The organism is Corallococcus sp. CA049B, assembly GCF_003611685.1.
GTDB classification, from domain to species: domain Bacteria; phylum Myxococcota; class Myxococcia; order Myxococcales; family Myxococcaceae; genus Corallococcus; species Corallococcus coralloides.
In genome coordinates this window covers 1-20281 of the sequence record NZ_RAWC01000165.1, presented here as the reverse complement: position 1 = coordinate 20281, position 20281 = coordinate 1, and the positions used below count along the sequence as shown (strand labels likewise).

The 20281-nt window shown below is 70.6% G+C and carries 18 protein-coding genes and 1 pseudogene; 9 read left to right on the top strand and 10 right to left on the bottom strand.

Annotated features, from left to right (window positions below; translation table 11 throughout):
- Both D7W82_RS28405 and D7W82_RS28400 read left to right on the top strand, forming a co-directional pair.
- Positions 1 to 479 (top strand): annotated as a pseudogene (locus tag D7W82_RS28405) (hypothetical protein); the annotation flags it as partial.
- Positions 480 to 517: 38 nt separating this feature from the next.
- Positions 518 to 1156, top strand: a complete 639-nt coding sequence (locus D7W82_RS28400) for a phospholipid scramblase-related protein (RefSeq protein WP_120621340.1) — start codon at positions 518 to 520, stop codon at positions 1154 to 1156.
- A gap of 3 nt (positions 1157 to 1159) precedes the next feature.
- Here D7W82_RS28400 and D7W82_RS28395 read toward each other — a convergent pair whose 3' ends face one another.
- Both D7W82_RS28395 and D7W82_RS28390 read right to left on the bottom strand, forming a co-directional pair.
- Positions 1160 to 1453 carry a YkvA family protein gene (locus D7W82_RS28395; protein WP_233587984.1) on the bottom strand — a complete coding sequence of 98 codons (294 nt, stop codon included), beginning with the start codon at positions 1451 to 1453 and terminating at the stop codon, positions 1160 to 1162.
- A gap of 93 nt (positions 1454 to 1546) precedes the next feature.
- Positions 1547 to 2602 carry an ABC transporter ATP-binding protein gene (locus tag D7W82_RS28390; RefSeq protein WP_120621338.1) on the bottom strand — a complete coding sequence of 352 codons (1056 nt, stop codon included), beginning with the start codon at positions 2600 to 2602 and terminating at the stop codon, positions 1547 to 1549.
- A gap of 229 nt (positions 2603 to 2831) precedes the next feature.
- Here D7W82_RS28390 and D7W82_RS28385 point away from each other — a divergent pair, with 229 nt between their 5' ends.
- Positions 2832 to 3461, top strand: coding sequence for a nuclear transport factor 2 family protein (locus D7W82_RS28385; protein WP_120621337.1), 630 nt, complete (start codon positions 2832 to 2834; stop codon positions 3459 to 3461).
- 64 nt (positions 3462 to 3525) lie between these two features.
- Here D7W82_RS28385 and gyrA read toward each other — a convergent pair whose 3' ends face one another.
- The 3 genes from gyrA to D7W82_RS28370 form a co-directional block, all read right to left on the bottom strand.
- Complete coding sequence (gene gyrA / locus D7W82_RS28380) at positions 3526 to 6342, bottom strand: DNA gyrase subunit A (protein ID WP_120621336.1); 2817 nt, start codon at positions 6340 to 6342, stop codon at positions 3526 to 3528.
- A 251-nt stretch (positions 6343 to 6593) separates the two neighbouring features.
- Complete coding sequence (locus tag D7W82_RS28375) at positions 6594 to 7358, bottom strand: tetratricopeptide repeat protein (RefSeq protein ID WP_120621335.1); 765 nt, start codon at positions 7356 to 7358, stop codon at positions 6594 to 6596.
- Positions 7359 to 7418: 60 nt separating this feature from the next.
- Positions 7419 to 8264: a class I SAM-dependent methyltransferase gene (locus D7W82_RS28370; RefSeq protein ID WP_158617746.1), complete on the bottom strand. Its 846-nt coding sequence runs from the start codon at positions 8262 to 8264 to the stop codon at positions 7419 to 7421.
- Between the two features lie 263 nt (positions 8265 to 8527).
- On the opposite strand from D7W82_RS28370, the gene D7W82_RS28365 reads away from it, so the two are divergent.
- The 5 genes from D7W82_RS28365 to D7W82_RS28345 all read left to right on the top strand — a co-directional run bounded on the left by D7W82_RS28365 (position 8528) and on the right by D7W82_RS28345 (position 13765).
- On the top strand, positions 8528 to 9661 hold the full coding sequence (locus D7W82_RS28365; RefSeq protein ID WP_199727846.1) for a cytochrome P450: 1134 nt from the start codon (positions 8528 to 8530) through the stop codon (positions 9659 to 9661).
- Between the two features lie 168 nt (positions 9662 to 9829).
- Complete coding sequence (locus D7W82_RS28360; RefSeq protein ID WP_120621333.1) at positions 9830 to 11059, top strand: cytochrome P450; 1230 nt, start codon at positions 9830 to 9832, stop codon at positions 11057 to 11059.
- Between the two features lie 115 nt (positions 11060 to 11174).
- Complete coding sequence (locus D7W82_RS28355; RefSeq protein ID WP_120621332.1) at positions 11175 to 12509, top strand: Xaa-Pro peptidase family protein; 1335 nt, start codon at positions 11175 to 11177, stop codon at positions 12507 to 12509.
- Positions 12510 to 12656: 147 nt separating this feature from the next.
- Complete coding sequence (locus D7W82_RS28350; RefSeq protein WP_120621331.1) at positions 12657 to 13016, top strand: response regulator; 360 nt, start codon at positions 12657 to 12659, stop codon at positions 13014 to 13016.
- 23 nt (positions 13017 to 13039) lie between these two features.
- Complete coding sequence (locus D7W82_RS28345; protein ID WP_158617745.1) at positions 13040 to 13765, top strand: endonuclease/exonuclease/phosphatase family protein; 726 nt, start codon at positions 13040 to 13042, stop codon at positions 13763 to 13765.
- Here the strand turns inward: D7W82_RS28345 and D7W82_RS28340 are convergent, their stop codons facing one another.
- From D7W82_RS28340 to ung, 5 genes are all read right to left on the bottom strand, one after another.
- A complete protein-coding gene (locus D7W82_RS28340; RefSeq protein WP_120621342.1) occupies positions 13766 to 14569 on the bottom strand; it encodes an acyl-CoA thioesterase II in 804 nt (267 codons plus the stop codon).
- A 65-nt stretch (positions 14570 to 14634) separates the two neighbouring features.
- Complete coding sequence (locus tag D7W82_RS41805; RefSeq protein ID WP_233587983.1) at positions 14635 to 15828, bottom strand: hypothetical protein; 1194 nt, start codon at positions 15826 to 15828, stop codon at positions 14635 to 14637.
- Positions 15829 to 15872: 44 nt separating this feature from the next.
- On the bottom strand, positions 15873 to 17504 hold the full coding sequence (locus D7W82_RS28330; protein ID WP_120621329.1) for a TIM44-like domain-containing protein: 1632 nt from the start codon (positions 17502 to 17504) through the stop codon (positions 15873 to 15875).
- Positions 17501 to 18130: a TPM domain-containing protein gene (locus D7W82_RS28325; protein ID WP_120621328.1), complete on the bottom strand. Its 630-nt coding sequence runs from the start codon at positions 18128 to 18130 to the stop codon at positions 17501 to 17503. The genes D7W82_RS28330 and D7W82_RS28325 overlap by 4 nt, the downstream gene beginning before the upstream one ends.
- Before the next feature lie 38 nt (positions 18131 to 18168).
- A complete protein-coding gene (gene ung / locus D7W82_RS28320) occupies positions 18169 to 18849 on the bottom strand; it encodes a uracil-DNA glycosylase (RefSeq protein ID WP_120621327.1) in 681 nt (226 codons plus the stop codon).
- Positions 18850 to 18980: 131 nt separating this feature from the next.
- Between ung and D7W82_RS28315 the strand changes: the two genes are divergently transcribed.
- On the top strand, positions 18981 to 20281 hold a 1301-nt coding region (locus D7W82_RS28315; protein ID WP_147439597.1), incomplete at its 3' end, for a CpaF family protein.

The window sequence follows — 20281 nt, the reverse complement described above, 5'->3', positions numbered from 1 at the left end:
TCACGGGGCTGGGCATCCTGGTGGCGGAGTTCGCGCGGCCCACCGCCGGGCAGGTGTCGCTGGCGAACTCCGGCGGCCTGTGGGCGGGCGTGGTGGCGGGGCTGCTGCTGGGCACGCAGAGCCACGGCGACACGCGCGCGTTCTTCGGCATCGAGCAGGGCGTGGTTGGCGCGGGCCTCATCACCTTCGCGCTGGTGTCGCGCCACCTGGACATCTCCCGGGGCCGGGTGCTGCTCATCGACGCGGGCGGCATCCTGGGCGGCCTGATGGGTTTGAGCGCGCTGTTCCTGCTGCTGGACGACGACCACGGGGACGCCCTGCTGGTGGGGACCGCAGTGGGCGTGCTGGCCGGCCTGGGGACCGCGACGTTCCTCACGCGGGACTTCGATGCACCAGACAACACTCCGGCCGTCTCCGTCGTCCCGGCGGCCATGGGGCGGCATGGGGGGATGGGGCTCGCGGTGCTCGGACAGTTCTAGACTGGGGCCGCCTCCCTTCCGCCTTCCCGGAGCCACCCATGCCCGTCGAGTCCCAGGCGCTGACCCTCTTGCGTGACGAGCACACGCTGCGCGTGCGGCAGGTGAAGGAGTGGGGCGAAATCCTCACCGGGTTCGAGGGCCGCAACCGCTACGAAGTGGTGGGCGACGACGGACGCACGCTCTTCTTCGCGGGCGAGGTGGGCAGCGGGCTGGGCCTGTTCCTCCTGCGCGGCTTCCTCAAGGCGAAGCGGCCCTTCACGATGGAGCTCAAGTCCGGGCGCGGGGAGACGCTCCTGCGGCTGCGCCGCCCGTGGCGCTTCTGGCTGTCCCGGCTGGAGGTGGAGGACGGCGAGGGGCGGCACCTGGGCGCCATCCAGCAGCGCTTCCGCTTCTTCACCCGCGCCTATGACGTGCTCGGGCCCAACGACGAAGAGCTGGCCCACCTGAGCGGGCCGTTCTTCAGGCCGTGGACGTTCAACGTGGAGCAGCAGGGGCGCGAGGTGGGGACCATCGCGAAGAAGTGGAGCGGGTTCGGCAAGGAGCTGTTCACGGACGCCGACAACTTCGGCGTCCGGTTCAACGGCCTGCACGACCCCCACGTGCGGACGCTGGTGGTGGCGGCGACGTTCCTCATCGACTTCGTGCACTTCGAGGACCGCCGCGGCGGCAACGACTGACGGCTAGGAGTGCCGGCGCAGCGTGGGCTCGCGCGTGCGGCCCTCCTCGTCACGCGGGAGTCCGTCGAATGACGGCTCACCCGCGGGCGTGCCGGGGCGCCAGCGCTGGACCTCGCGCACCATGAAGAACGCGGCGGCGGACAGCACGCCCAGGTCGTCCATCCAGCCCACCACGGGGATGAAGTCTGGAATCGCATCCACGGGCGACACGAAGTACAGGACAGCCAGCAGCCCGGCCAGCTTGCGCCACGTCGCCACCTGGGGGTCGCGCACGTAGTGGAAGAAGCGGGTTCCCATTCCTCGAAGGCCTGCGATGTTCATACCCCTCCCTACGCATGGGGGACGCGCGTGATTGCACCATCCGTGCCGGGTGCCTGCACGCCTGGTGCACTAGCGGGCGACGCCGGATGTCTCCTCCAGCACGTCCGCGCGGCCCGCGACCTCCAGGCGGGCACGGCCGCCCTCGCGAAACGGGGCCGAGGCGGCGGTGCGCACCACCAGCGCCATGCCCGCGCAGGACACGGTGAAGTCCACGTGCGCGCCCCGGAAGGCGCGCTCCAGGATTTCCGCTCGAAGGGCGCCGCCCACCGCGACGCCGTCCGTGTCGGGGACGAGCCGCAGCGCTTCCGGGCGCAGGGAGAGCATCACCTCTCCGCGCGCCTCCGTGCTCAGCGGCAGGTTGCCCAGCGCCGTGCGCGCGACGCGGCCGAAGCCTGAACCGGGCAGCAGGTTGGTGCCGCCCAGGAAGTACGCGGCGAAGGCGCTGCGCGGCGCTTCGTAGACGGACTCGGGCGTGCCCTGCTGTTCCACCGCGCCCGCGCGCAGCAGCACCAGCCGGTCCGCGAAGGCCAGCGCGTCCCCCACGTCGTGCGTGGCGAAGAGCACCGCGGCGCCTCGCGCCTTGAGCACGCGGCGCCACTCTCCGAGGAGGTTGGCGCGCAGGCCCGCGTCCATGCCGGCGAAGGGCTCATCCAGCACCAGCAGCTTCGTGCCGGACGCCAGCGCGCGAGCCAGCAATACGCGCTGACGCTGTCCCCGTGAGAGCGTTCCGCACGCCCGCGCTTCCAGGTCTTCCAGTTGGAACAGCGCCAGCAGGCCGCGCGCGTGCGCCAGGCCCTCGCCCTTGGGCTGCACGCCCATCACCACGTCGCGCACGGTGAGGCCGGATTCGAGCTCCGCGTCGTGGAGGACGCGGCGCAGGGGGCGCTGCTCCGGGGGCACGAACACGTCCGGCCCGGCGACCACGCGGCCCGCGAGCGTGAGGGTGCCGGACGTGGGCTGCTCCAGGCCCGCGACCAGCCGCAGCAGCGCCGTCTTCCCGGAGCCGGAGGTGCCCATCAGCGCCACCGCGTCGCCCGGCTCCAGCGCCAGCGACACGTCCCGCACCGCCGGGGCGGCGGCACCGAGGAACTTCAAGGTGAGGGCATCGAGCGAGAGGAAGGCCATGACGGCGGGCACACTACGGTGCGGCACCGGCCGGGCCAAGCACCGGGTCCCGTCGCTGGGGACTGCCGGACGACGCGGTGGCGCTGATGGGCACCTCCCGCCCGGCCCGGTCCAGACCTGTCCGACTGTCGGACCGGTTCGCGCGGTGCGCTCCGCGAACGGGAATCCCAGCGAGTGCTTCCGCGCCGTGGGATTAGGCTCTTCGCCGTCCCCTCTTCCGGGAGCCCCCATGTCGCGCCTGCTCGTCGCTTGTGCCGTCCTGCTGGGAACCGCGTCCTTCGCCCAGGCCCCCGCTGCTCCACCGCCGCAGCCCAAGGCCACGGCCCCTGCCGCTCCGGAGAAGCCAAACCCGGTGAAAGCCTCCGCGGAGCGGACCCAGGCCGCGCTCGCCCGGCTGCCCAAGGCGAAGCCCGAGGACGTGAAGTCCCAGGACGCCATCCTCAAGGCCCTCTACGACGTCATCAGCGGACCGGCGGGCGCGCCTCGAGACTGGCAGCGCTTCCGCTCCCTCTTCTATCCGGGCGCCCAGCTCATCCCGCTGGCGAAGCCGCCGGGCGCGGCCACGCTGGCGGCCCGCCCCATCACCCCGGAGGACTACGTGACGTGGGGCCAGGAGAGCACCGCGACGCACGGCTTCTTCGAGAAGGAGACCGCGCGCCAGACGCACGCCTTCGGCGCGCTGGTGCAGGTCATGAGCACCTATGAGGCGCGCGGCACGCAGGACGGGCCGCTCATCGCCAAGGGCGTCAACAGCATCCAGCTCTTCAACGACGGCCAGCGCTGGTGGGTGATGAACATCTTCTGGATCGACGAGAAGACCGCCGGCCTCACCGTGCCCAAGGACCTCACCCAGAAGTAGTCCCCACAAACGAAGAGGGCCGGGTCACATGCCCGGCCCTCCCGTGCTGCTACGGCTTCAAGCCTCAGCCTTCCGAGCCGGGCTCACCTTCCGGACCGGGCGAGCCGGCCTCGTCCGCCGGAGCCTCCGTCGAAGCGGCTTCCACCGGCGCGGCCTCCGAGGAGGCCTCGGCGCCGGACCCTTCCACCGGCGAAGTGGCCTCCGTCTCCTCGTCCTCGGACTCCTCGCCTTCGGGCAGCTTGGAGATGGCCATCACCTTCTCCTCGCCGTTCTCCAGCGCGATGAGGCGCACGCCCTGCGTGTTGCGGCCGATGACGGAGATCTCCTTCACCTTCATGCGGATGAGCATGCCGCCGTTGGTGACGAGCATCACCTCGTCGCTGTCCTTCACCTGCACCACGCCCACCACGCGGCCGTTCCGCTCGGTGGCCTTGATGTCGATGATGCCCTTGCCGCCGCGGCCCTGCTGCCGGTACTCGGCGCCTTCGGTGCGCTTGCCGTAGCCGTTCTCCGTCACCGTGAGGATGGCGCTGCTCTGCTCCGCGGGCGCCTGGCCCTCCTCCGGCTCCTTGTCCAGGAGGTCCGCGCCCACCACCTCGTCGCCGTCCTCCAGCGTGATGCCCTTCACGCCGTAGGCCTGACGGCCCATGGAGCGGACATCCTCTTCCTTGAAGCGGATGCTCATGCCCGTGGCCGTGGACAGGAGGATGTCCTTGGTGCCGTCGGTGATCATGACGCCCACCAGCTCGTCGCCCTCGTCGATGCCCAGCGCGATGATGCCGCTGGCGCGGACGCTTTCGAACGCGCTCAGGTCCGTGCGCTTCACCACGCCCTTCTTCGTGACGAAGAAGACGTAGCGGTTCTCCGGGAAGTCGCGCGTCACCAGCACCTGCGCCAGCCGCTCCCCTTCCCCGAACTGCACCAGGTTCACGATGGCCTTGCCGCGCGACGTGCGGCTGCCCTGCGGAATCTGGTGCACCTTCAGCGAGTACAGCTTGCCCTTGGTGGTGATGGGCATGAGGTACGCGTGCGTGCTGGCCACGAACACCTTGGTGACGAAGTCGTCCTCCTTCGTCCCCGCGCCCGTCTTGCCGCGCCCGCCGCGCTTCTGCGCGCGGTACTCCGACAGGGGCGAGCGCTTCACGTAGCCCGTGTGCGACAGCGTGACCACCATCGTCTCTTCGGCGATGAGGTCCTCGCTGGTGAGGTCATCCACGGCGCCGGTGATTTCCGTGCGGCGCTTGTCGCCGTAGCGCTCGCGGATCTCCATCAGCTCCGCCTTGATGACGGAGAGCAGGCTCTTCTCGTTGGCGAGGATGTCGCGCAGGCGCGCGATGTCGCGCACCAGGCCAATCAGCTCCTTGAAGAGCTCCTCGCGCTGCAGGCCGGTGAGGCGCTGCAGGCGCATCTCCAGGATGTTCTGCGCCTGGTCCTCGCTGAAGCCCGCGCCCTCGTACTTGTGCTCCAGGCCGCCGTAGGCCGGCTCCTCGTTGCGCGCGCGGCTGACCAGCAGCTCCATCTGCGCCTTGGCCTTCGCGTAGTCGATGCGCTCCAGGTTCTGGAAGCGCTCGCGCGTGTAGAGCTCCGGCGACAGGATGTTCATCAGGCCCCAGCGCGCTTCATCCGGGTCGCGCGACGCGCGGATGAGGCTGACCACCAGGTCGATGAGGTCCTGCGCGACGAGCAGGCCTTCCACGATGTGCATGCGCGAGAGCGCCTTGCGCAGCTCGTAGCGCGTGCGGCGCGTCACCACGTCGCGGCGGTGCGCGATGAAGCGGTCCAGCAGCTCCTTCAGGTTGAGCGTGCGCGGCTGCCCGCCGTCGATGGCCAGCATCACCGCGCCGAACGTCGTCTCCATCTGCGTCATGGAGAAGAGGTTGTTGAGCACCACCTGGGAGATGGCATCGCGCTTGAGCTCGATGACGATGCGCATGCCCTGACGGTCGCTCTCGTCACGGATGTCGCTGATGCCCTCCAGCTTCTTCTCACGCACCAACTCGGCGATCTTCTCGATGAGCCGGGCCTTGTTCACCTGGTAGGGGATCTCCGTGACGATGATGGCCTCACGGTCGCCCTTCTTGTTCGTCTCAATCTCCGTGCGCGCACGGATGGTCATGGACCCGCGGCCCGTCTCGTAGGCGCGGCGGATGCCCTCGCGGCCGGTGATGATGGCGGCGGTGGGGAAGTCCGGCCCGACGATGAACTCCATCAGGTCCAGGACGGTGCAGCCCGGATTGTCGATGAGGTGCAGCGTGCCGGTGATGACCTCCGTCATGTTGTGCGGCGGGATGTTGGTGGTCATGCCCACCGCGATGCCGCTGCTGCCGTTGACGAGGAGGTTGGGGAACTTGGCGGGCAGGACGAGCGGCTCTTCCAGCGAGTCGTCGTAGTTGGGGCCGAACTCGACGGTCTCCTTGTCGATGTCCCCCAGGAGGTCCTCCGCCAGCCGCTCCATGCGCACTTCCGTGTAACGCATGGCCGCCGGCGAGTCGCCGTCCACCGAGCCGAAGTTGCCCTGACCGTCCACCAGCAGGTAGCGGAGGCTCCACTCCTGGGCCAGGCGCACCATGGCGTCGTAGACGGAGGAGTCGCCGTGCGGGTGGTACTTACCGATGACGTCACCCACCACGCGCGCGCTCTTCTTGTAGGCGCGGTTGTGGAGGTTGCCCAGGTCGTTCATCGCGAAGAGGACGCGACGGTGGACGGGCTTCAGGCCGTCGCGCACGTCTGGCAGCGCGCGGCCGATGATGACGGACATCGAGTAGTCGAGATACGAGCGGCGCATCTCGTCTTCGATGTTGATGGGAATGAGCTCTCCGGCGCCGCTCGACGGAGGAGGCGCGGGGGGCGTTGCCGGCGTGTCGGTGGTGTCGTCAGCCATGGGCTCTGGAAGGTGCGGACGGGCCCCTCACGTGGGGGGCTCCGCCCGATGGGAGAGTGTTCGTAACCCCCGGATTTCCCTCAGTCAATAAGGGAAACAGGGGGGATTCGCCACGGCTGCCCGCCCGCCCGGTTCCAGGGGTCGGAGGAGGCCTTTCCGGGGCACCCGGAGGGAACATCCGGGCGGTGCGTTTTCAGCCCCACCGGAGGCCGTCTTCCGGGGCCGTTTCCAGGCCCTTCCGGGCCCGTTTTTCAGGCCTTGGGACGGAGGTTCGCGGCCAGCCGTTCGGCCTCCGCGCCCACGCCGCCTTCGGGGTCCTTGGCCTTCGCGGTTTCGAACGCGGCGAGCGCCCCTTCGCGGTCGCCGCGGAGCTTCAGCGCCACGCCCACATTGAGGTGCGCTCCAGCGTTGTCGCGGTCCATGGCGAGCGCCTCGCGGAACAGCGTGAGCGCCTGGTCCACGTCACCCGACAGGAGCGCCTCGCGGCCCGCCTGGACGCGCTTGTCCGCGTCGTTGACCAGCTCCACCTCGAACACGCTCTTGCCCACGACGTTGGCCACGAGCACGCGCAGGATGCCGCCCCAGTAGAACGACAGGCCCTCCGCGGCGACGACGGCGGCCAGGGGCAGGTCGGGCAGCAGCTGCTTGCCCCGGAACTTGAAGCGGACCTTGGTGTAGCGGCCCTTGTTGGTCCAGTGGACCAGCTCGCCGCGGAGCTTCTTGAAGCCGGCCTCCAGCTGGGCCGGGTCGATTTCGAAGGGCAGCACGCGGCCCTGCGGCTCGCCCGCGGGCAGGCGCTTGGGCGCGGCCTCGCGGGGGTCGGCCACGGGGCCGGAGTCGAAGACGGGCTCGGCCTCCAGCACGGGGGGCTTCGGAGAGGACGCGGAGGCGCGGCGGGGCTCTACCTTCTCCACCTTCGCCTTCACCGGCCGGGCCGGTGTCTTCGCGGGCGCGGCGGGGCGCGCGGGCTGCTTCCTGGCCTTCGCGGGGGACTTGCGGGGTGCCGTCTTTGCCATGAGGTCACTCTAAGCGACCCACTCCCCCGCCGCTCGTGAAGTCGTGCGAAGACGGTCGCGTCAGACAGGGCCTGGACGGTGGCCCCAGACGCCCACCATGAGGCTGGGCACCAGCACGCCGCCGTTGGAGCGCAGCTCGGCGGTGAGGCGGGCGGCCAGCGTGTCGATGTCCACCTCCATGGCCAGCGCCACGCCCAGCCGCTCCATGTGGGGCAGCAGCGTGCGCACGGTCTCCACCAGGGCGTGCGTGGTCTCCGCGTCCGGCGTCACGCCCAGCCGCCCGCCCACCACGCCGTCATCCACCACCAGCCCGGCCCGCCGCAGCGTGGACACCAGCTCCAGGCCCATGTGGACCTTGATGCCCACGCGTTCGCAGGTGGGCAGCATCCAGCCCCAGACGCGGTTGAACAGCGGCAGCTTCGGGTGCGCCAGGCCCATGGCCGCCAGCTCCAGTTCGTGCAGCGCCAGCACGCCGCCGGGGCGCAGGTGCTCCGCCATGCGGCGGACGAACGTCACCGGGTCCGGCTGGAACATCAGCACCAGCCGGCCGACGACGGCGTCGAAGGGGGCGCCGACGGGCAGGGACTCCAGGCTGCTCTGCTGGAAGCGCACGTGGGGCAGGCCCAGCACTTCGGCGCGGCGCTGGGCGCAGGCGAGGACGCGAGCCTCGCGGTCCACGCCCACCACCTCGCCCGTGGGGCCCACCAGCTCCGCGGCGAGGAAGGACACGTCCCCCACCCCGCAGCCCACGTCCAGCACGCGCATGCCGGGCCTGAGGCCGGCCCCGCGCAGCACGCCTTCCGTCAACGGCGCGTACACCTGGGCCTGGAGCATCAGCCGTCGCAGCTCCCGGTCCTCGTTTCCCTGGACGTACTCCGCGGCGGCACTGGTTTCTTCGACACGCATGTGCGACTCCGGGGTTGGAGACGACGCGCACGGTCGCAAGCCCTGGCGTTCTTCGCGCCCCCCCGCCGGTGCCTGGGCAATGACAGGCATCCGGCCACGCCTGCGACCCCAGGGCAGGGCTGGCGTTCATTCCCGGACGCCCCCGCCAATGACAATCCAGCCACCGACGATTTCCCACCCTCCCGTCTGTCATTCTTCAAGCCATTGAACGAACCTCCCTCCCGGCGGATGGAGACCGGACGCCAGGAAGGGAGGCCCGACGCATGTCGCGACAGCAGCCCCAGGTCCGGTTCCACGACGATCCCCTGCTCTTCATGGAGCAATCGCTCCCCGCTGGGGGTGACTCGCTCTGGCTGCCCGGGCGGCAGCTCTGCGTCGCGGAGCCGGCGGCGGCCAAGGCCGTGCTCGTCAATGGCGGCGGGCTGTACGAGGAGCACGCGGACTTCTTCCAGACCGCGGAAGGCATGCTGGGTCCCCGCGCCGTGCAGCAGGAGATTGGACGGGAGGCCCGGTCGTTCTTGAAGGCCTTTCTCGCCTCGCGCGCGGAGCTGCTCCCGGAGACCCTCCGCCAATCCCTCTCACCCACCAGCGAATGGCCTCACGCGGGCAACCGGCTGATGTACCGGCACCTCGCGGACGCGCTCGTGGCCCCCGGCAGTCCGGAGTCGCTGCGGGACATCGTGGGCGCGGTGGTGGAGCGCGCCGTGCTGGCCGGCGTCCGGGAGCGCACCTCCTGGTGGACCCGATGGCGCTTCCGCCGGCGCGTGCGCCGGGAGCTGGTCCACGCCATCCGGGCCCGGCGCGAGCGGCGCGGCGCGGCGCCCTCCGACCTGTTGGACGTCGTCGTGCGCGCGGCGGACGTCCACGCGTCCGAGGCGCTGCTGGCGGAGGTGTTCCTGTCCTGCGTGTTCGCGGTGACGGGCTCGGTGGGCTTCGCGCTGGGCTGGTCGCTCTATCTGTGGGGCACGCACCCGCGTCCGGACGCGGAGCCGTCCTGCGTGGTCCGCGAGGCGCTGCGCCTGTGGCCGGTGGCCTGGATGCTGTCGGTCCGGCCGGCGAAGGCCCACGCCGTGGCGGGCGAGGACGTCACGCCCGGTGACACGGTGGTCGTCTGTCCCTACCTGGTCCACCGGCACCCGTCGCACTGGCAGGAGCCCGAGTCCTTCCGGCCGGAGCGGTGGGACGGCGTCCGCTCCCCTCCGGCGTTCATCCCGTTCGGCTGGGGCTCACACACCTGTCCCGCCGCGCTCCTCTCCATGGAGCTGGTGGAGGACGTGCTGCGCATCCTGTCCCGTTCCTACCAGTGGACGGTCACCGCGCATGGCGCGCGCCCCCACTTCGGTCCCGCGCTGGCGCCGCCGCGCTTCACGCTGAGCGTCCAGCCGCGTCCCCTGTAGCAACCCGCAGAAGGAGGTAATGCCCATGAAGAAGCTGGCCCGTGCCCTGCTGACCGCGCTGTCCATCCGCCGCAAGGACTCCAAGTACATCTGGGTCATGTACCGCAGCATCTGACCTCTTCCGGAAGGAGGCGGATCCCGTCCGCCTCCTTCTCCAGGGGAGTCCCCATGGACGCGGCACCCGAGGAGCCGGACTTCGTTCGCGAGCTGCGCGCGCGGTGTGCCGCGGAGGGCGGAGTCCTGTGGATCCAACCGGATGAGCTGGGCGTGTTCGCGCCCGAGGCCGCCCGGGGGTTCCACGCGTGCCACTTCGCCGACCTGACCCTGGCGGACAAGCTCAGCGACGTCGTGCGCGGCCAGCGGAGCGCCCCCTTCTCATGGAAGGACATTCGCGCCGCGTGGCTCACCCAGCTGCGGAGGCTCTCGGATGGAGAGGGGCTGCGCCAGCTCGAGGAGCGCATGGTGGCGCTGCTGGAGGCCCGGCTGGGCCGGCCGCTGGACGTGATGTGGACCGCGCATGAGGTCGTCACCGGCTCGCTGCTGCCGGTGGTGGTGAAGGCCCTGCCCGCGGCGGACCTGGCGCTCGTGCAGCGCGACCAGGAGTTCAAGCTGCGCCGGCTGCTGGGTGCCGGAGGTTCCCGCGCGACGCGATGGGAGGAGCTGCGCTTCGTGCTCGGGCAGGTGCGCAGCGGGAACGCGGTGCGCCGCGAGCTGCGTGGACGCGCCTTGGGCCGCCGTCCCCGTCAGGCGGACCTGATGGACCCCATCGTGGACCTGCTGCCCACGCTGGGCGTGGACCGCGCCGTCGACGCCGTCACCGCCGTCATCACCGCCATCGCGGGACCGCCCGGCGCGGCGGCCGCGAGCCTGCTCTACGAACTGACACATCAGCCAGAGCAGGTGGCCCGGCTGGTGGAGGAGCTGGCGCCGCTCTCCGCGGCGGACTTCCATGCCGACCCCACCCGCACCGCGCCCGCCACCCACCGCTTCGTCAAGGAGGTGCTGCGGATGTGGGGCCCGCCCATGTTCATGACGCGGGAAGCGGCCGGGGACCTCCAGGTCGACGAGACCCGGCTCAAGAAGGGCCAGCGCTTCATCGTCAGTCCGTACCTGCTGCACCATGACCCGAAGCACTGGAACGCGCCGGACACCTTCGCGCCGGAGCGCTGGCTTCCCGAGGCGCCGCACGGGGCCTGTCCCCGGTCCAGCTACGTCCCCTTCGGGTGGGCGCCCACGGCGTGCATTGGCGCGGGGCTGGGCACCGCGCAGCTCATGCTCCTCTGCCGGCTCCTGCTCCTGCGCTACCGCATCCAGCTGAAGGACCCCGGCGCGGTGCGGATGCGGCTGGCCGCGGTGCCCATGCCCGTGAACTTCCAGGGCGTGCTCGTGCCTCGCTGAACACCGGACACCGAGACTTCCAGGTGAAGCGCACGCGCGGTGCACGGCGTGTGGGTTGTCGCGCGGCGAAGCCGTGAAACAATCCGCGCCCTCCCCCACCAGGAAGAGCGCATCCATGACGCGTGTCCGCCCCGTCCTCCTCTCCGCCCTGCTTTCTGCCTCCCTTGCCCATGCGGCGCCCGCCGTGCCCGCCGCGGAGGGCGCGTGGCCCCGGGTGCGCAAGGAGCGCCTCCAGAAGCTCTTGCCCCAGGCCATGGCCCGCGCGGGCGTGGACGCGTGGGTGGTGCTCTGCCGCGAGAACGACAACGACCCGCTCGCCGCCCACGTGGGCGGGGAGAACGCGGGCGGCACCGCGGCGTTCCTGTTCCTGCGCGACGGCGACACGCTGCGCTCCACCGCGCTCTCCCCCGAGGGCGAGGCCACCGCGCTCCGGGACATGGGCGTGGTGGACGAGGTGGTGGCCTTCGAGCGCGGCGCGGACGTGAACGCGCTCATCGCCGCGCGGCTGTCCAAGGCGAAGCCTTCGAAGGTGGCCATCAACTCGTCGGAGCGGATGTCCATCGCGGACGGCCTGTCCGCCACGCAGCGCGCGAAGCTGGAGGCGGCGCTGTCCCCCGCGCTGCGCAAGAAGCTGGTGTCCTCCGAGGACCTGGTCTCCGAGTGGCTGTCCGTGAAGACGCCCGAGGAGGTGGACATCATGCGCAAGGCCGCGGACATCACCGCGAAGCTGGAGGAGGAGGCGTACCGCACCGTGGTGCCCGGCAAGACGCGGGACTCGGACGTGGCGCGCTTCCTCAAGAAGCGCATCGCGGAGCTGGGCGTGGGTGACGGGTGGCAGCCGGACCAGAACCCCAACGTGAACAGCGGGCCCACGCGCGGGCACTCGAACGCCACCGACCGCGTCATCCAGCCGGGAGACTTCATCCAGACGGACTTCGGCATCCGCGTGGGCGGTACGTGGGTGACGGACATCCAGCGCTTCGCGTACGTGCTGGCGCCGGGACAGACGCAGCCTCCCGCGGAGGCGCTGGCGAAGTGGGAGAAGTCGAAGAAGGGCAGCCGCATCGCGCTCGCGGCGATGAAGCCCGGCGTGCGCGGCTACGACGTGGACAAGGCCCAGCGCGACTGGATGCGTGAAGCTGGCTCCGAGCCCGTGATGTGGGGCACCGGCCATCCCGTGGGCTACTGGGCCCATGACGCCGGCCCCGCCCTGTCCGGCGCGGCGTCCGGCAAGCCGCCCTCGGGCTCCGCGCTGCGCAAGCTCCAGCCCGGACAGGTGTTCGCCTTCGACGGCTTCTACGCGTGGAAGGACGGCAGCAGCCCGGACGCGCTGCGCATCCTCTCCGTGGAGGAGATGGCCGTCATCACGGAGACCGGCGCCGAATACCTCAACCCACCCCAGGAGCAGCTCATCCTCATCCCGTCCCCTGTCACGCCCTCGAAACACTGAGCGCCCCGAGGGGCCCGCCGCGCCCACACCCTACGACGGGGTGGTCCCGACCCCGGCGACTTGTCCGGTGGGGCGTGGCGCGCGGACGCGCGGGCTCGGATACACTCGCGCGCATCGGCGCGCCGCTCAGGCGCGGGAGGACCGCCCATGCCAACCGTGCTGGTCATCGACGATGACCTCTTCGTGCTCGCGACCGTGGGAGACACCCTGCGGGGCGCGGGCTACACGGTGCTCACGGTGCAGTCCCCCGCCGAGGCCTTCCACCTGGACCTCAACGGCGTCGCCGCCATCCTGTGCGACTACAACATGCCGGACATGAACGGCTCCGACGTGCTCGTCGCCATTCGCGAGCTGCAGGAGTGCCGCGCGCCGTTCATCTTCCTCACCGGCCACTCGGACCTGGATGACCTGCTGCCCGTGGCCATCCGCTACGGCGCGGAGCTCTTGCCCAAGCCGGTGGACCCCGCGGAGCTGACGCGGCTGCTGCGCAAGCAGATCGCCGCCTGAGCCGCTCCGCGCGCACCGGGCCCGTGCGACTCAAGGTCCTCACCCTGAACGTGGCGCACGGTGCGCCGTTCGCCGTGCCCCTGCCCTTCCTGCGCAGGCGCTCCGCGCTGCTGGGCACGTTGGACCGGGTGGCGGCGCTGCTCGCCCGTGAAGGCGCGGACGTGGTGGCGTTGCAGGAGGCGGACCGGTCCAGCCTCTTCAGCGGACGGGTGGATCAGGTGGCCCGCATCGCGGCGCAGGCCGGGTATCCGCACGTGCATCACGGCGTGCACTCCGGCGTCCCCGGGCTGTTCGCGCAGGGCACCGCGCTCTTGTCCCGGCAGCCGCTGGAGTCGTGCGACGCGGCGCACTTCGGGCGCGACCGGCGCGTGGACAAGGGCTACGTCGTGGCCACGCGCTCCGGAGGGTACGGACCGGAGCTCGTGTCCCTGCACCTGGATCCGTTCTCCGCGGCGGTGCGGCGGCGTCAGGTGGATCAGCTCATCCACGCCCTGCGCCAGCGGCCACAGCGGCCTCGCGTGGTGATGGGCGACTTCAACGCGGAGGACGTGGACGGTCCCGTGGCCCGCCTGTGCGCGGAGCTGGGACTGCACACGCCCTCCGAAGGCGAGCCCACGTATCCCGTTCCGCACGCGCGTCAGCGCCTGGACCAGGTGCTCATCTCCCACGCCCTGCGCTTCACCCGCTACGAGCGTCTGCCCGACGCCGTCTCCGACCACCACGCCGTGGTGGCCGAGCTGGTGACCTGATCAGCCGAGCACGGCGACGAGCTGACGGCACTGCGCGAGCAGCGTGCCGTCCTCCGCCCAGAGGAGCTGGGTCTCCTCCGTGTAGCCGTCCGCGGCCTGGCGCGAGCGGCCGGTGCGCAGGTAGTGCGCGTCCGGCGCGAGACCCTTCACCGGGAACGGCTGGAAGAACTGCACGCTGAAGTCCACGGACGCCGCCGCGCGGAAGCCGTCCAGCCGGGACAGCACGGACGGCGGATACGCATCCATCAACCCCACGCACAGCGCCGGGTCCAGCGCCATGGGGACGCGAGGCCGCAGCCAGCCGCCCACCTCCGCCTCGGGTCCACCTGAATACGGCGGCGAGCCCACGCAGTAGCGGTACTCGAAGAAGCGGCAGAAGTCCGGCATGGGCACGTCGTCGGGGACGGGCGTGAGCGTCCCGGGCGCGGGTACCGCCGGCATGACGAAGTCCATGTACTCGGGGGCTCCACCGCGAGCGGCGCCGAAGGTCGCCGTGGCGACGGCCACCACCACGCCGCCGCTCTCCACCCGCGCGGTGGCATGGGTGACGAGCTTGCCGGCGCGCTCGATGCGCGTGTGCAGGTCCGCCACGCCCTCCGCCGCGGGCGAGCAGAAGTGCACGGTGAACGAGCGCACCTGCCTGTTGGCGTCGTTGAGGTGGTGCTCCAGCGCGCGCAGCACCTGCCCCGCCACCACACCGCCGTAGGCGCCCCGGCCCTGATACCAGGGCGCCTCATAGCGCGAGCGGTAATGCCCGGGTTCCAGCGGTTCAACGAGGGTGGCGGCGAGGAAGGGCGCGGTCATGATGCACCGCATCCTAGTCCTCCTCGCGTGGATGTCCTGGGGGATCCACGCCCGGTCGGCTGGCACTACCAGACGAGTTCACGCAGCGTGGTGCCCTGACTGACGGGCACCCACTGGAGGACGCGCTTGCTCAACCGGGGGAAGGGACAATCCGGTTCAGCGATGAAGAGGAAGCTGAAGGTCTCCCCGTCAGGACGCTTTGGGGTGGTGGAGAGGAGCGTTTCCGGTCCCCTGCCATCATTGTCGGAGAAGGCGACCGTGAGCTCCGTCCGCTCCGACGGCGGCTCCAGGTCGCTGGGGAGGGTCCCCGCCGGCGTCCTGCCCCGGATCCAGCTGATGGGCAGGTCCACCTCCATCCGGTCAGGAGCGGTCCACCGGACGGGAGGGAGCGGCGTGTCCTTGCGGTCGGGCGGCTGGAGCCAGGTGGCCACGGGCTTGCCGTCGGCGGTGCGCGCCACGCCCAACCGCACCGGACGCGCGGAACCCGCATTCCATTCGCGCCACCACAGCTCCAGGTGATCCGCCGCGAGGATGGCCTTCACGCGGGTGTCGGTGGCCGGCACCGGATGGTCGTCCTGGAGCGTCGCGATGAGCGTCACTCCGTCGCCCTTGCGCAGCCACTGCACCTTCAGGTTCGCATCCGAGAAGCCTGCCCAATCTTTCTGACCCCAGCTCGGCCAGACCGGCGCGGGGGGCGCCGGAACCTTCGTGCCGGAGGCGAGCATCGCGGAGGACCGCACGGGGGGCGACTCTTGCCCCGAATCGATGTCGCCGCCGTCCGTGGGCGTGGCGTTGGACGCTTCGAAGGAGATGAGCTCCGCTTCCTGCCGCACCAGGTCCACGATCCGGATGTGGCGCTGATCAAGGGTCCTGCTGCTCGTCAGCAGAGGCCCCTTCTTGTCGAAGCGGAGGAATGCCTCCGCCCGGAAGCCCGTCGGTGCGCTCATCTCAATGAGCAGGATCTTCAGGGGATTCATCGTGCTCGGGAGGAGAGACCTCGGGCACTCGGCGAACCCGGGGCCCAGCCCCTGGCCGCGCAAGGCGAAGCGCTCACCGGTGGCGAGCCCCACCAGGATGACAGGCGCGGTGGTGACCCATTCCTTGGGTGTCTCGAAGACGTAGCAGGCGACATCGTCATCCCGGTCATCTCCGTCGAGATCCACCTGGAAACGCACGCGGACGAAGGCCTTCTCCGCCTTCGCACGCGCATCGAACCAATCTCCAAAGGACTGTGGAGCCGAGGCGGCCGGAGTGGCCATGACGAGGAGACCGAGCAACGAAAACCCATGGAGCGTGAGCATGATCAGCCCTGGTACGACTCGTCCTGTTCGATGCGGCTGAGCACCCAGTCGAACTCGCCGGAGGTCACGCGCGCCTGGCAGTGCGTGCAGTGGCCCGCCATGTTGATGGACAGCGGCGCGCCGCACGACGGGCACTGCTTCTGCGTGGAGGGCTTGCCCTGCACGCCCCGGCCGCGGATGAGCGTCCAGTACTCGCTGTAGGCGCGCTCGCGGGAACGGCTGCCGCCCACGACCTGTCCGTCCCGGTCCCGCACCGTGTAGTCCAGGCTGGACGCGAACACGCGCAGGGTGACGGCGTCGAAGTACGCATCCCGCGTCACCCGGGCGAGCACCATGTTCGTGATGTGCGCGTTCTCCGTGATGTTGCGCAGGCCCGCCGCGCGGTAGGCGTTGATCCAGTACAGCTGCGTCTGGAAGAGGTTGTCGCTGAGGAAGGGCCGCATGCCCTTCCACTCGCGCGCGGCCCACGCGGTCTGCATCTCGTGGAAGATGAACTCCAGGCGCTTGCGCAGCGCCAGCGGCGTCGCCTCCGGGTCGTCATGCAGCAGCGCGTTCAGCCGCTCCTGCGCGCGCGAGTCCTTCACGGTGGGCAGCTCCGTGCCCTGCTCCTCCGTGGTGCCGGTGAGCTGCGGGCCGCGCCGCTCGCGCTCCTGCGACGCCACGCGCGTCACCACCCAGTCGAACTCGCCGGTGTTCACCACCGTGTCGCAGTACGAGCACTTGTGGCCGTGCACGGACTCCAGCGGCGCGCCGCAGTGGGGGCACTTGAACGCGCGCGCGTCCTCGGGCGCCCGGGACTTCGCGGACGCGTCGCGCTCCAGCAGCCACTCCTCCGCGACGTACCAGCTCTGCTCGGAGCCGGAGGTGACCTCCGTGTAGTTGGCCTCGAAGCGCAGGACGACGCGGACGCGCTGGCTGTTCGCGCTGATGCCCTCCACGGCCTCGTACGTGACGGCGCCCACCACCACGGCCTTCACCGCGTCCGGGGTGCCCATCTCCTGGAGCGAAGCGATGGCGCCGTCGGACAGCCAGCCGCCCAGCGTGTCCAGGCGGTCGCCGCCGCGCGCCTCGTGCACGCGGGCGAAGAGCGAATAGACGAAGTCCTCGAAGAGGACGATGGAGAACTCCGGATCCAACGGCTGCGTCGATCCGTCCGAACCCTTGGGGCCCACGCGGGCCAGGCGCGAGAGCTTCGTGCGCAGCGAGCCCTGGCGCTGGGGCGGCGGAGGCGCATGGGGCGTGGTGGTGCTCCAGTCCTTCTCCCCCGCGCCCGTCTTCAGGTTCATGACGACGATGGCCACCACGCCCATCACGACGATGAGCAGGCAGAAGCCCCCGAACGCCCCACCGCCATCCGAGGATGACGAACCGCTGGAGCCGTAGGAGCGGGGGCCGGAGCTGTACGAGGAGGAGGACCGGCTGCTGCTGGAGCCGAAGGAGGACGACCGGCTGCTGGAGCTGGACGAACTGCGGCTGCTCGACGAACCGCGGCTGCTGGAGCTGGACGAGCTGCGGCTGGAGCCCCGGTAGGTGCTGCCGCCGCCGGGGCGCGCCTCGGCGTCCGGGAGCGAGGTCAGGCCCAGCCCGAGGAACAGCGCGACGGCGAGGAGGAGGACGGAAGAGGAGCGCCTCACGCCACGGCCCCGGGCATGTCCGGCAGTTCGTTCACGTCATCCTCCAGGCGAGGCAGCACGCGCGAGAGCGGCGCCTGGATGCGGCGCAGGGCCTGGAGGAAGGGCTCGGGCGCGGTGGACGTGGACAGCGCGGCGGACAGCTGCGTGAGCGCGTCCTGCCACTCGGCGCCCATGAGCGAGGTGTCCACGCCGTAGTCGGTGACGACCTCCACGCGGCGCTCGAAGAGGGAGACGAACACCAGGATGCCGGTGCGGCGCGACGTGTGCGAAACGCCCAGCTCCGTGAAGGCGGCCTTCGCGGCGGTGCGCACGGAGTCCTCTTGGAGCTTGCGCGGGGTGAGCGCGCGGCGCAGCGACGGCAGCAGGCGGCCCCCCATCACGCCCGCGGCGTAGGACAGGAGCACCACGGGCGGGAAGGCGAAGAGGTGGACCTCCTGCGGGATGAACAGGAGGACCCCCAGCATGACGAAGGCGACGGCCGCGCCCAGCCGGGCATCGGTGTGGGCGTAGTCGCCGGAGGCGCGGCGCACGGACACCACGACCTCCGCGGCGGTCTGGGACTCAATGGCCGCGACGGCTTCAGCGGCCTGGGTGCGTGCGGCGTCTTCGAGGAAGGTCGTGGCCATCGTGGGCGGGCACTATAGCCAACCCACGCGACACGCTCCTACGAGGGCAGCTCCCAGTCGATGGTGTGCTGGCCGTGCTTCTTGAGCGCGGCGTTGGTGGTGCTGTACGGCTTGCTGCCGAAGAACCCCTTGCTCGCGGACAGCGGCGAGGGGTGCACGCCCTCCAGGACGACGTGGCGCTTCGCGTCGATGAGGGCCGCCTTCTTCTGCGCGGGCTTGCCCCAGAGCAGGAAGACGACGGGGTCCTCCTTGGCGCTGACGGCGCGGATGACGGCGTCGGTGAAGGGCTCCCAGCCGTGCTTCGCGTGGCTGTTGGGGGAGGCCTGGCGCACGGTGAGCACGGTGTTGAGCAGGAACACGCCCTGCTTCGCCCAAGGGATGAGCGACCCGTCGCGAGGCTTCGGCGCGCCCACGTCGCTGTGGAGCTCCTTGAACATGTTCACGAGCGAGGGCGGGGGCGGCACGCCGGGCTGGACGGAGAAGGCGAGGCCATGGGCCTGACCGGGGCCGTGGTAGGGGTCCTGGCCCAGGAGCAGCACGCGCACGTCCGCGTAGGGCGTGAAGCGGAACGCGGAGAACACGTCCTCCTCCGACGGGAACACGGTGTGTTCCTGGCGCTCCTGGCGCACGAACTTCTCCAGCTCCAGGAACGACGGAGCGTGGATGGCGTCCTGCAGTACTTCCTTCCAGTCCTCGGGCAACCCGTCCGCCAGGCTCATTGTGTCCCTCCCAGGGCCGCACCCTAGACCAGCGCGCGCGTCCTGAGGCGGCCCGCCGCACCGGAAAGCGAGCAGGCACTCAAGGCGGGAGCTTGGGGCCCGGGCCGGAGCGCGCTAGCCTTGCGCCCGCCATGACGATGTACACCGAGTCGCTCCGCGCCTTCCTCAAGCCCGTCCTCCCCTACCTGGACGACGAGTCGGTGTCGGAAATCATGATCAACGGCCCCACCGACGTGTGGATCGAACGCAAGGGCCGGCTGATCAAGACGGATGCTTCCTTCTCCGATGAAGGTCTGCTGGGCGCCGCGCGCAACATGGCCCAGTTCGTGGGCCGCCCCCTGTCCGAGGAGCGCCCCCGCCTGGACGCGCGCCTGCCCGACGGCAGCCGCATCCACGTGGTGATTCCGCCCATCGCGCGCAACGGCACCACCATCTCCATCCGCAAGTTCTTCAAGGACAAGCTGACCATCGACTCGCTGTTGAAGTTCAAGTCGCTGACCAAGCCCATGGCGCGCCTCATCGAGGCCGGCATCGCCACCAAGCTCAACATGCTGGTGGCCGGCGGCACGGGCTCCGGAAAGACGACGCTGCTCAACATCGTCTCGTCCCTCATCCCGGACGAGGAGCGCATCCTCACCATCGAGGACTCCGCCGAGCTCCAGCTCAACCAGTCCCACATCGTGGCCTTCGAATCCCGCCCCGCCGACAAGTTCGGCAAGGGCGCGGTGGACATGGGTGACCTGCTGCACTCCGCGCTGCGTCTGCGCCCCGACCGCATCGTGGTGGGCGAGGTGCGCGGCGGCGAGGCCTTCCACCTCATGCAGGCCATGAACACCGGCCACGGCGGCTCGCTGGCCACCACGCACGCGAACACGCCCACGGACACGCTGCGCCGCATTGAATCCCTGTGCCTCATGTCGTCCGTGGAGCTGCCCATGGTCGCCGTGCGCGCCCAGGTGGCCAGCGCCATCAACTTCATCATCTGCTGCGAGCGCCTCCACGACGGCAGCCGCAAGACGATTGCCCTGTCGGAGGTGCTGCCCCTCACGGAGAAGGGCGAGTACCGCACCCAGGACATCTTCGTCTTCACGCCCGTCGCCAAGGACGAGCACGAGAACATCCTGGGCTACCACGCGCCCACCGGCATCATCCCCAACTTCATCCAGAAGGCGCGCGCGTACGGCTTCGACGACCTGGATGACGCCTTCTTCGACCCGGCCACCTACGGCGTGCCGCCCCCGCCCAGCTTCCACGTGGGCGAGGCGTACGCCCTGCGATGGGCCCCGTCCCTGAAGCACCGCGAGCAGGGGCTGCCGGACCCGGCGCACTTCAAGGAGGACTGGGCGAAGTTCGAGCAGGTGCTCCGCAACGCGGCCCCGGACGGCCCGGTCGCCGGCCCCAAGCCGGCGGCGACCCCGCCCAAGCCCGCCGC

Bases quoted from the DNA above. Each gene is read 5' to 3' on its own strand.
- D7W82_RS28400 (WP_120621340.1), top strand. From the start codon at position 518: ATGCCCGTCGAGTCCCAGGCGCTGACCCTCTTGCGTGACGAGCACACG.
- D7W82_RS28395 (WP_233587984.1), bottom strand. From the start codon at position 1,453: ATGGGAACCCGCTTCTTCCACTACGTGCGCGACCCCCAGGTGGCGACG.
- D7W82_RS28390 (WP_120621338.1), bottom strand. From the start codon at position 2,602: ATGGCCTTCCTCTCGCTCGATGCCCTCACCTTGAAGTTCCTCGGTGCC.
- D7W82_RS28385 (WP_120621337.1), top strand. From the start codon at position 2,832: ATGTCGCGCCTGCTCGTCGCTTGTGCCGTCCTGCTGGGAACCGCGTCC.
- gyrA (WP_120621336.1), bottom strand. From the start codon at position 6,342: ATGGCTGACGACACCACCGACACGCCGGCAACGCCCCCCGCGCCTCCT.
- D7W82_RS28375 (WP_120621335.1), bottom strand. From the start codon at position 7,358: ATGGCAAAGACGGCACCCCGCAAGTCCCCCGCGAAGGCCAGGAAGCAG.
- D7W82_RS28370 (WP_158617746.1), bottom strand. From the start codon at position 8,264: ATGCGTGTCGAAGAAACCAGTGCCGCCGCGGAGTACGTCCAGGGAAAC.
- D7W82_RS28365 (WP_199727846.1), top strand. From the start codon at position 8,528: ATGTCGCGACAGCAGCCCCAGGTCCGGTTCCACGACGATCCCCTGCTC.
- D7W82_RS28360 (WP_120621333.1), top strand. From the start codon at position 9,830: ATGGACGCGGCACCCGAGGAGCCGGACTTCGTTCGCGAGCTGCGCGCG.
- D7W82_RS28355 (WP_120621332.1), top strand. From the start codon at position 11,175: ATGACGCGTGTCCGCCCCGTCCTCCTCTCCGCCCTGCTTTCTGCCTCC.
- D7W82_RS28350 (WP_120621331.1), top strand. From the start codon at position 12,657: ATGCCAACCGTGCTGGTCATCGACGATGACCTCTTCGTGCTCGCGACC.
- D7W82_RS28340 (WP_120621342.1), bottom strand. From the start codon at position 14,569: ATGACCGCGCCCTTCCTCGCCGCCACCCTCGTTGAACCGCTGGAACCC.
- D7W82_RS41805 (WP_233587983.1), bottom strand. From the start codon at position 15,828: ATGGCCACTCCGGCCGCCTCGGCTCCACAGTCCTTTGGAGATTGGTTC.
- D7W82_RS28325 (WP_120621328.1), bottom strand. From the start codon at position 18,130: ATGGCCACGACCTTCCTCGAAGACGCCGCACGCACCCAGGCCGCTGAA.
- ung (WP_120621327.1), bottom strand. From the start codon at position 18,849: ATGAGCCTGGCGGACGGGTTGCCCGAGGACTGGAAGGAAGTACTGCAG.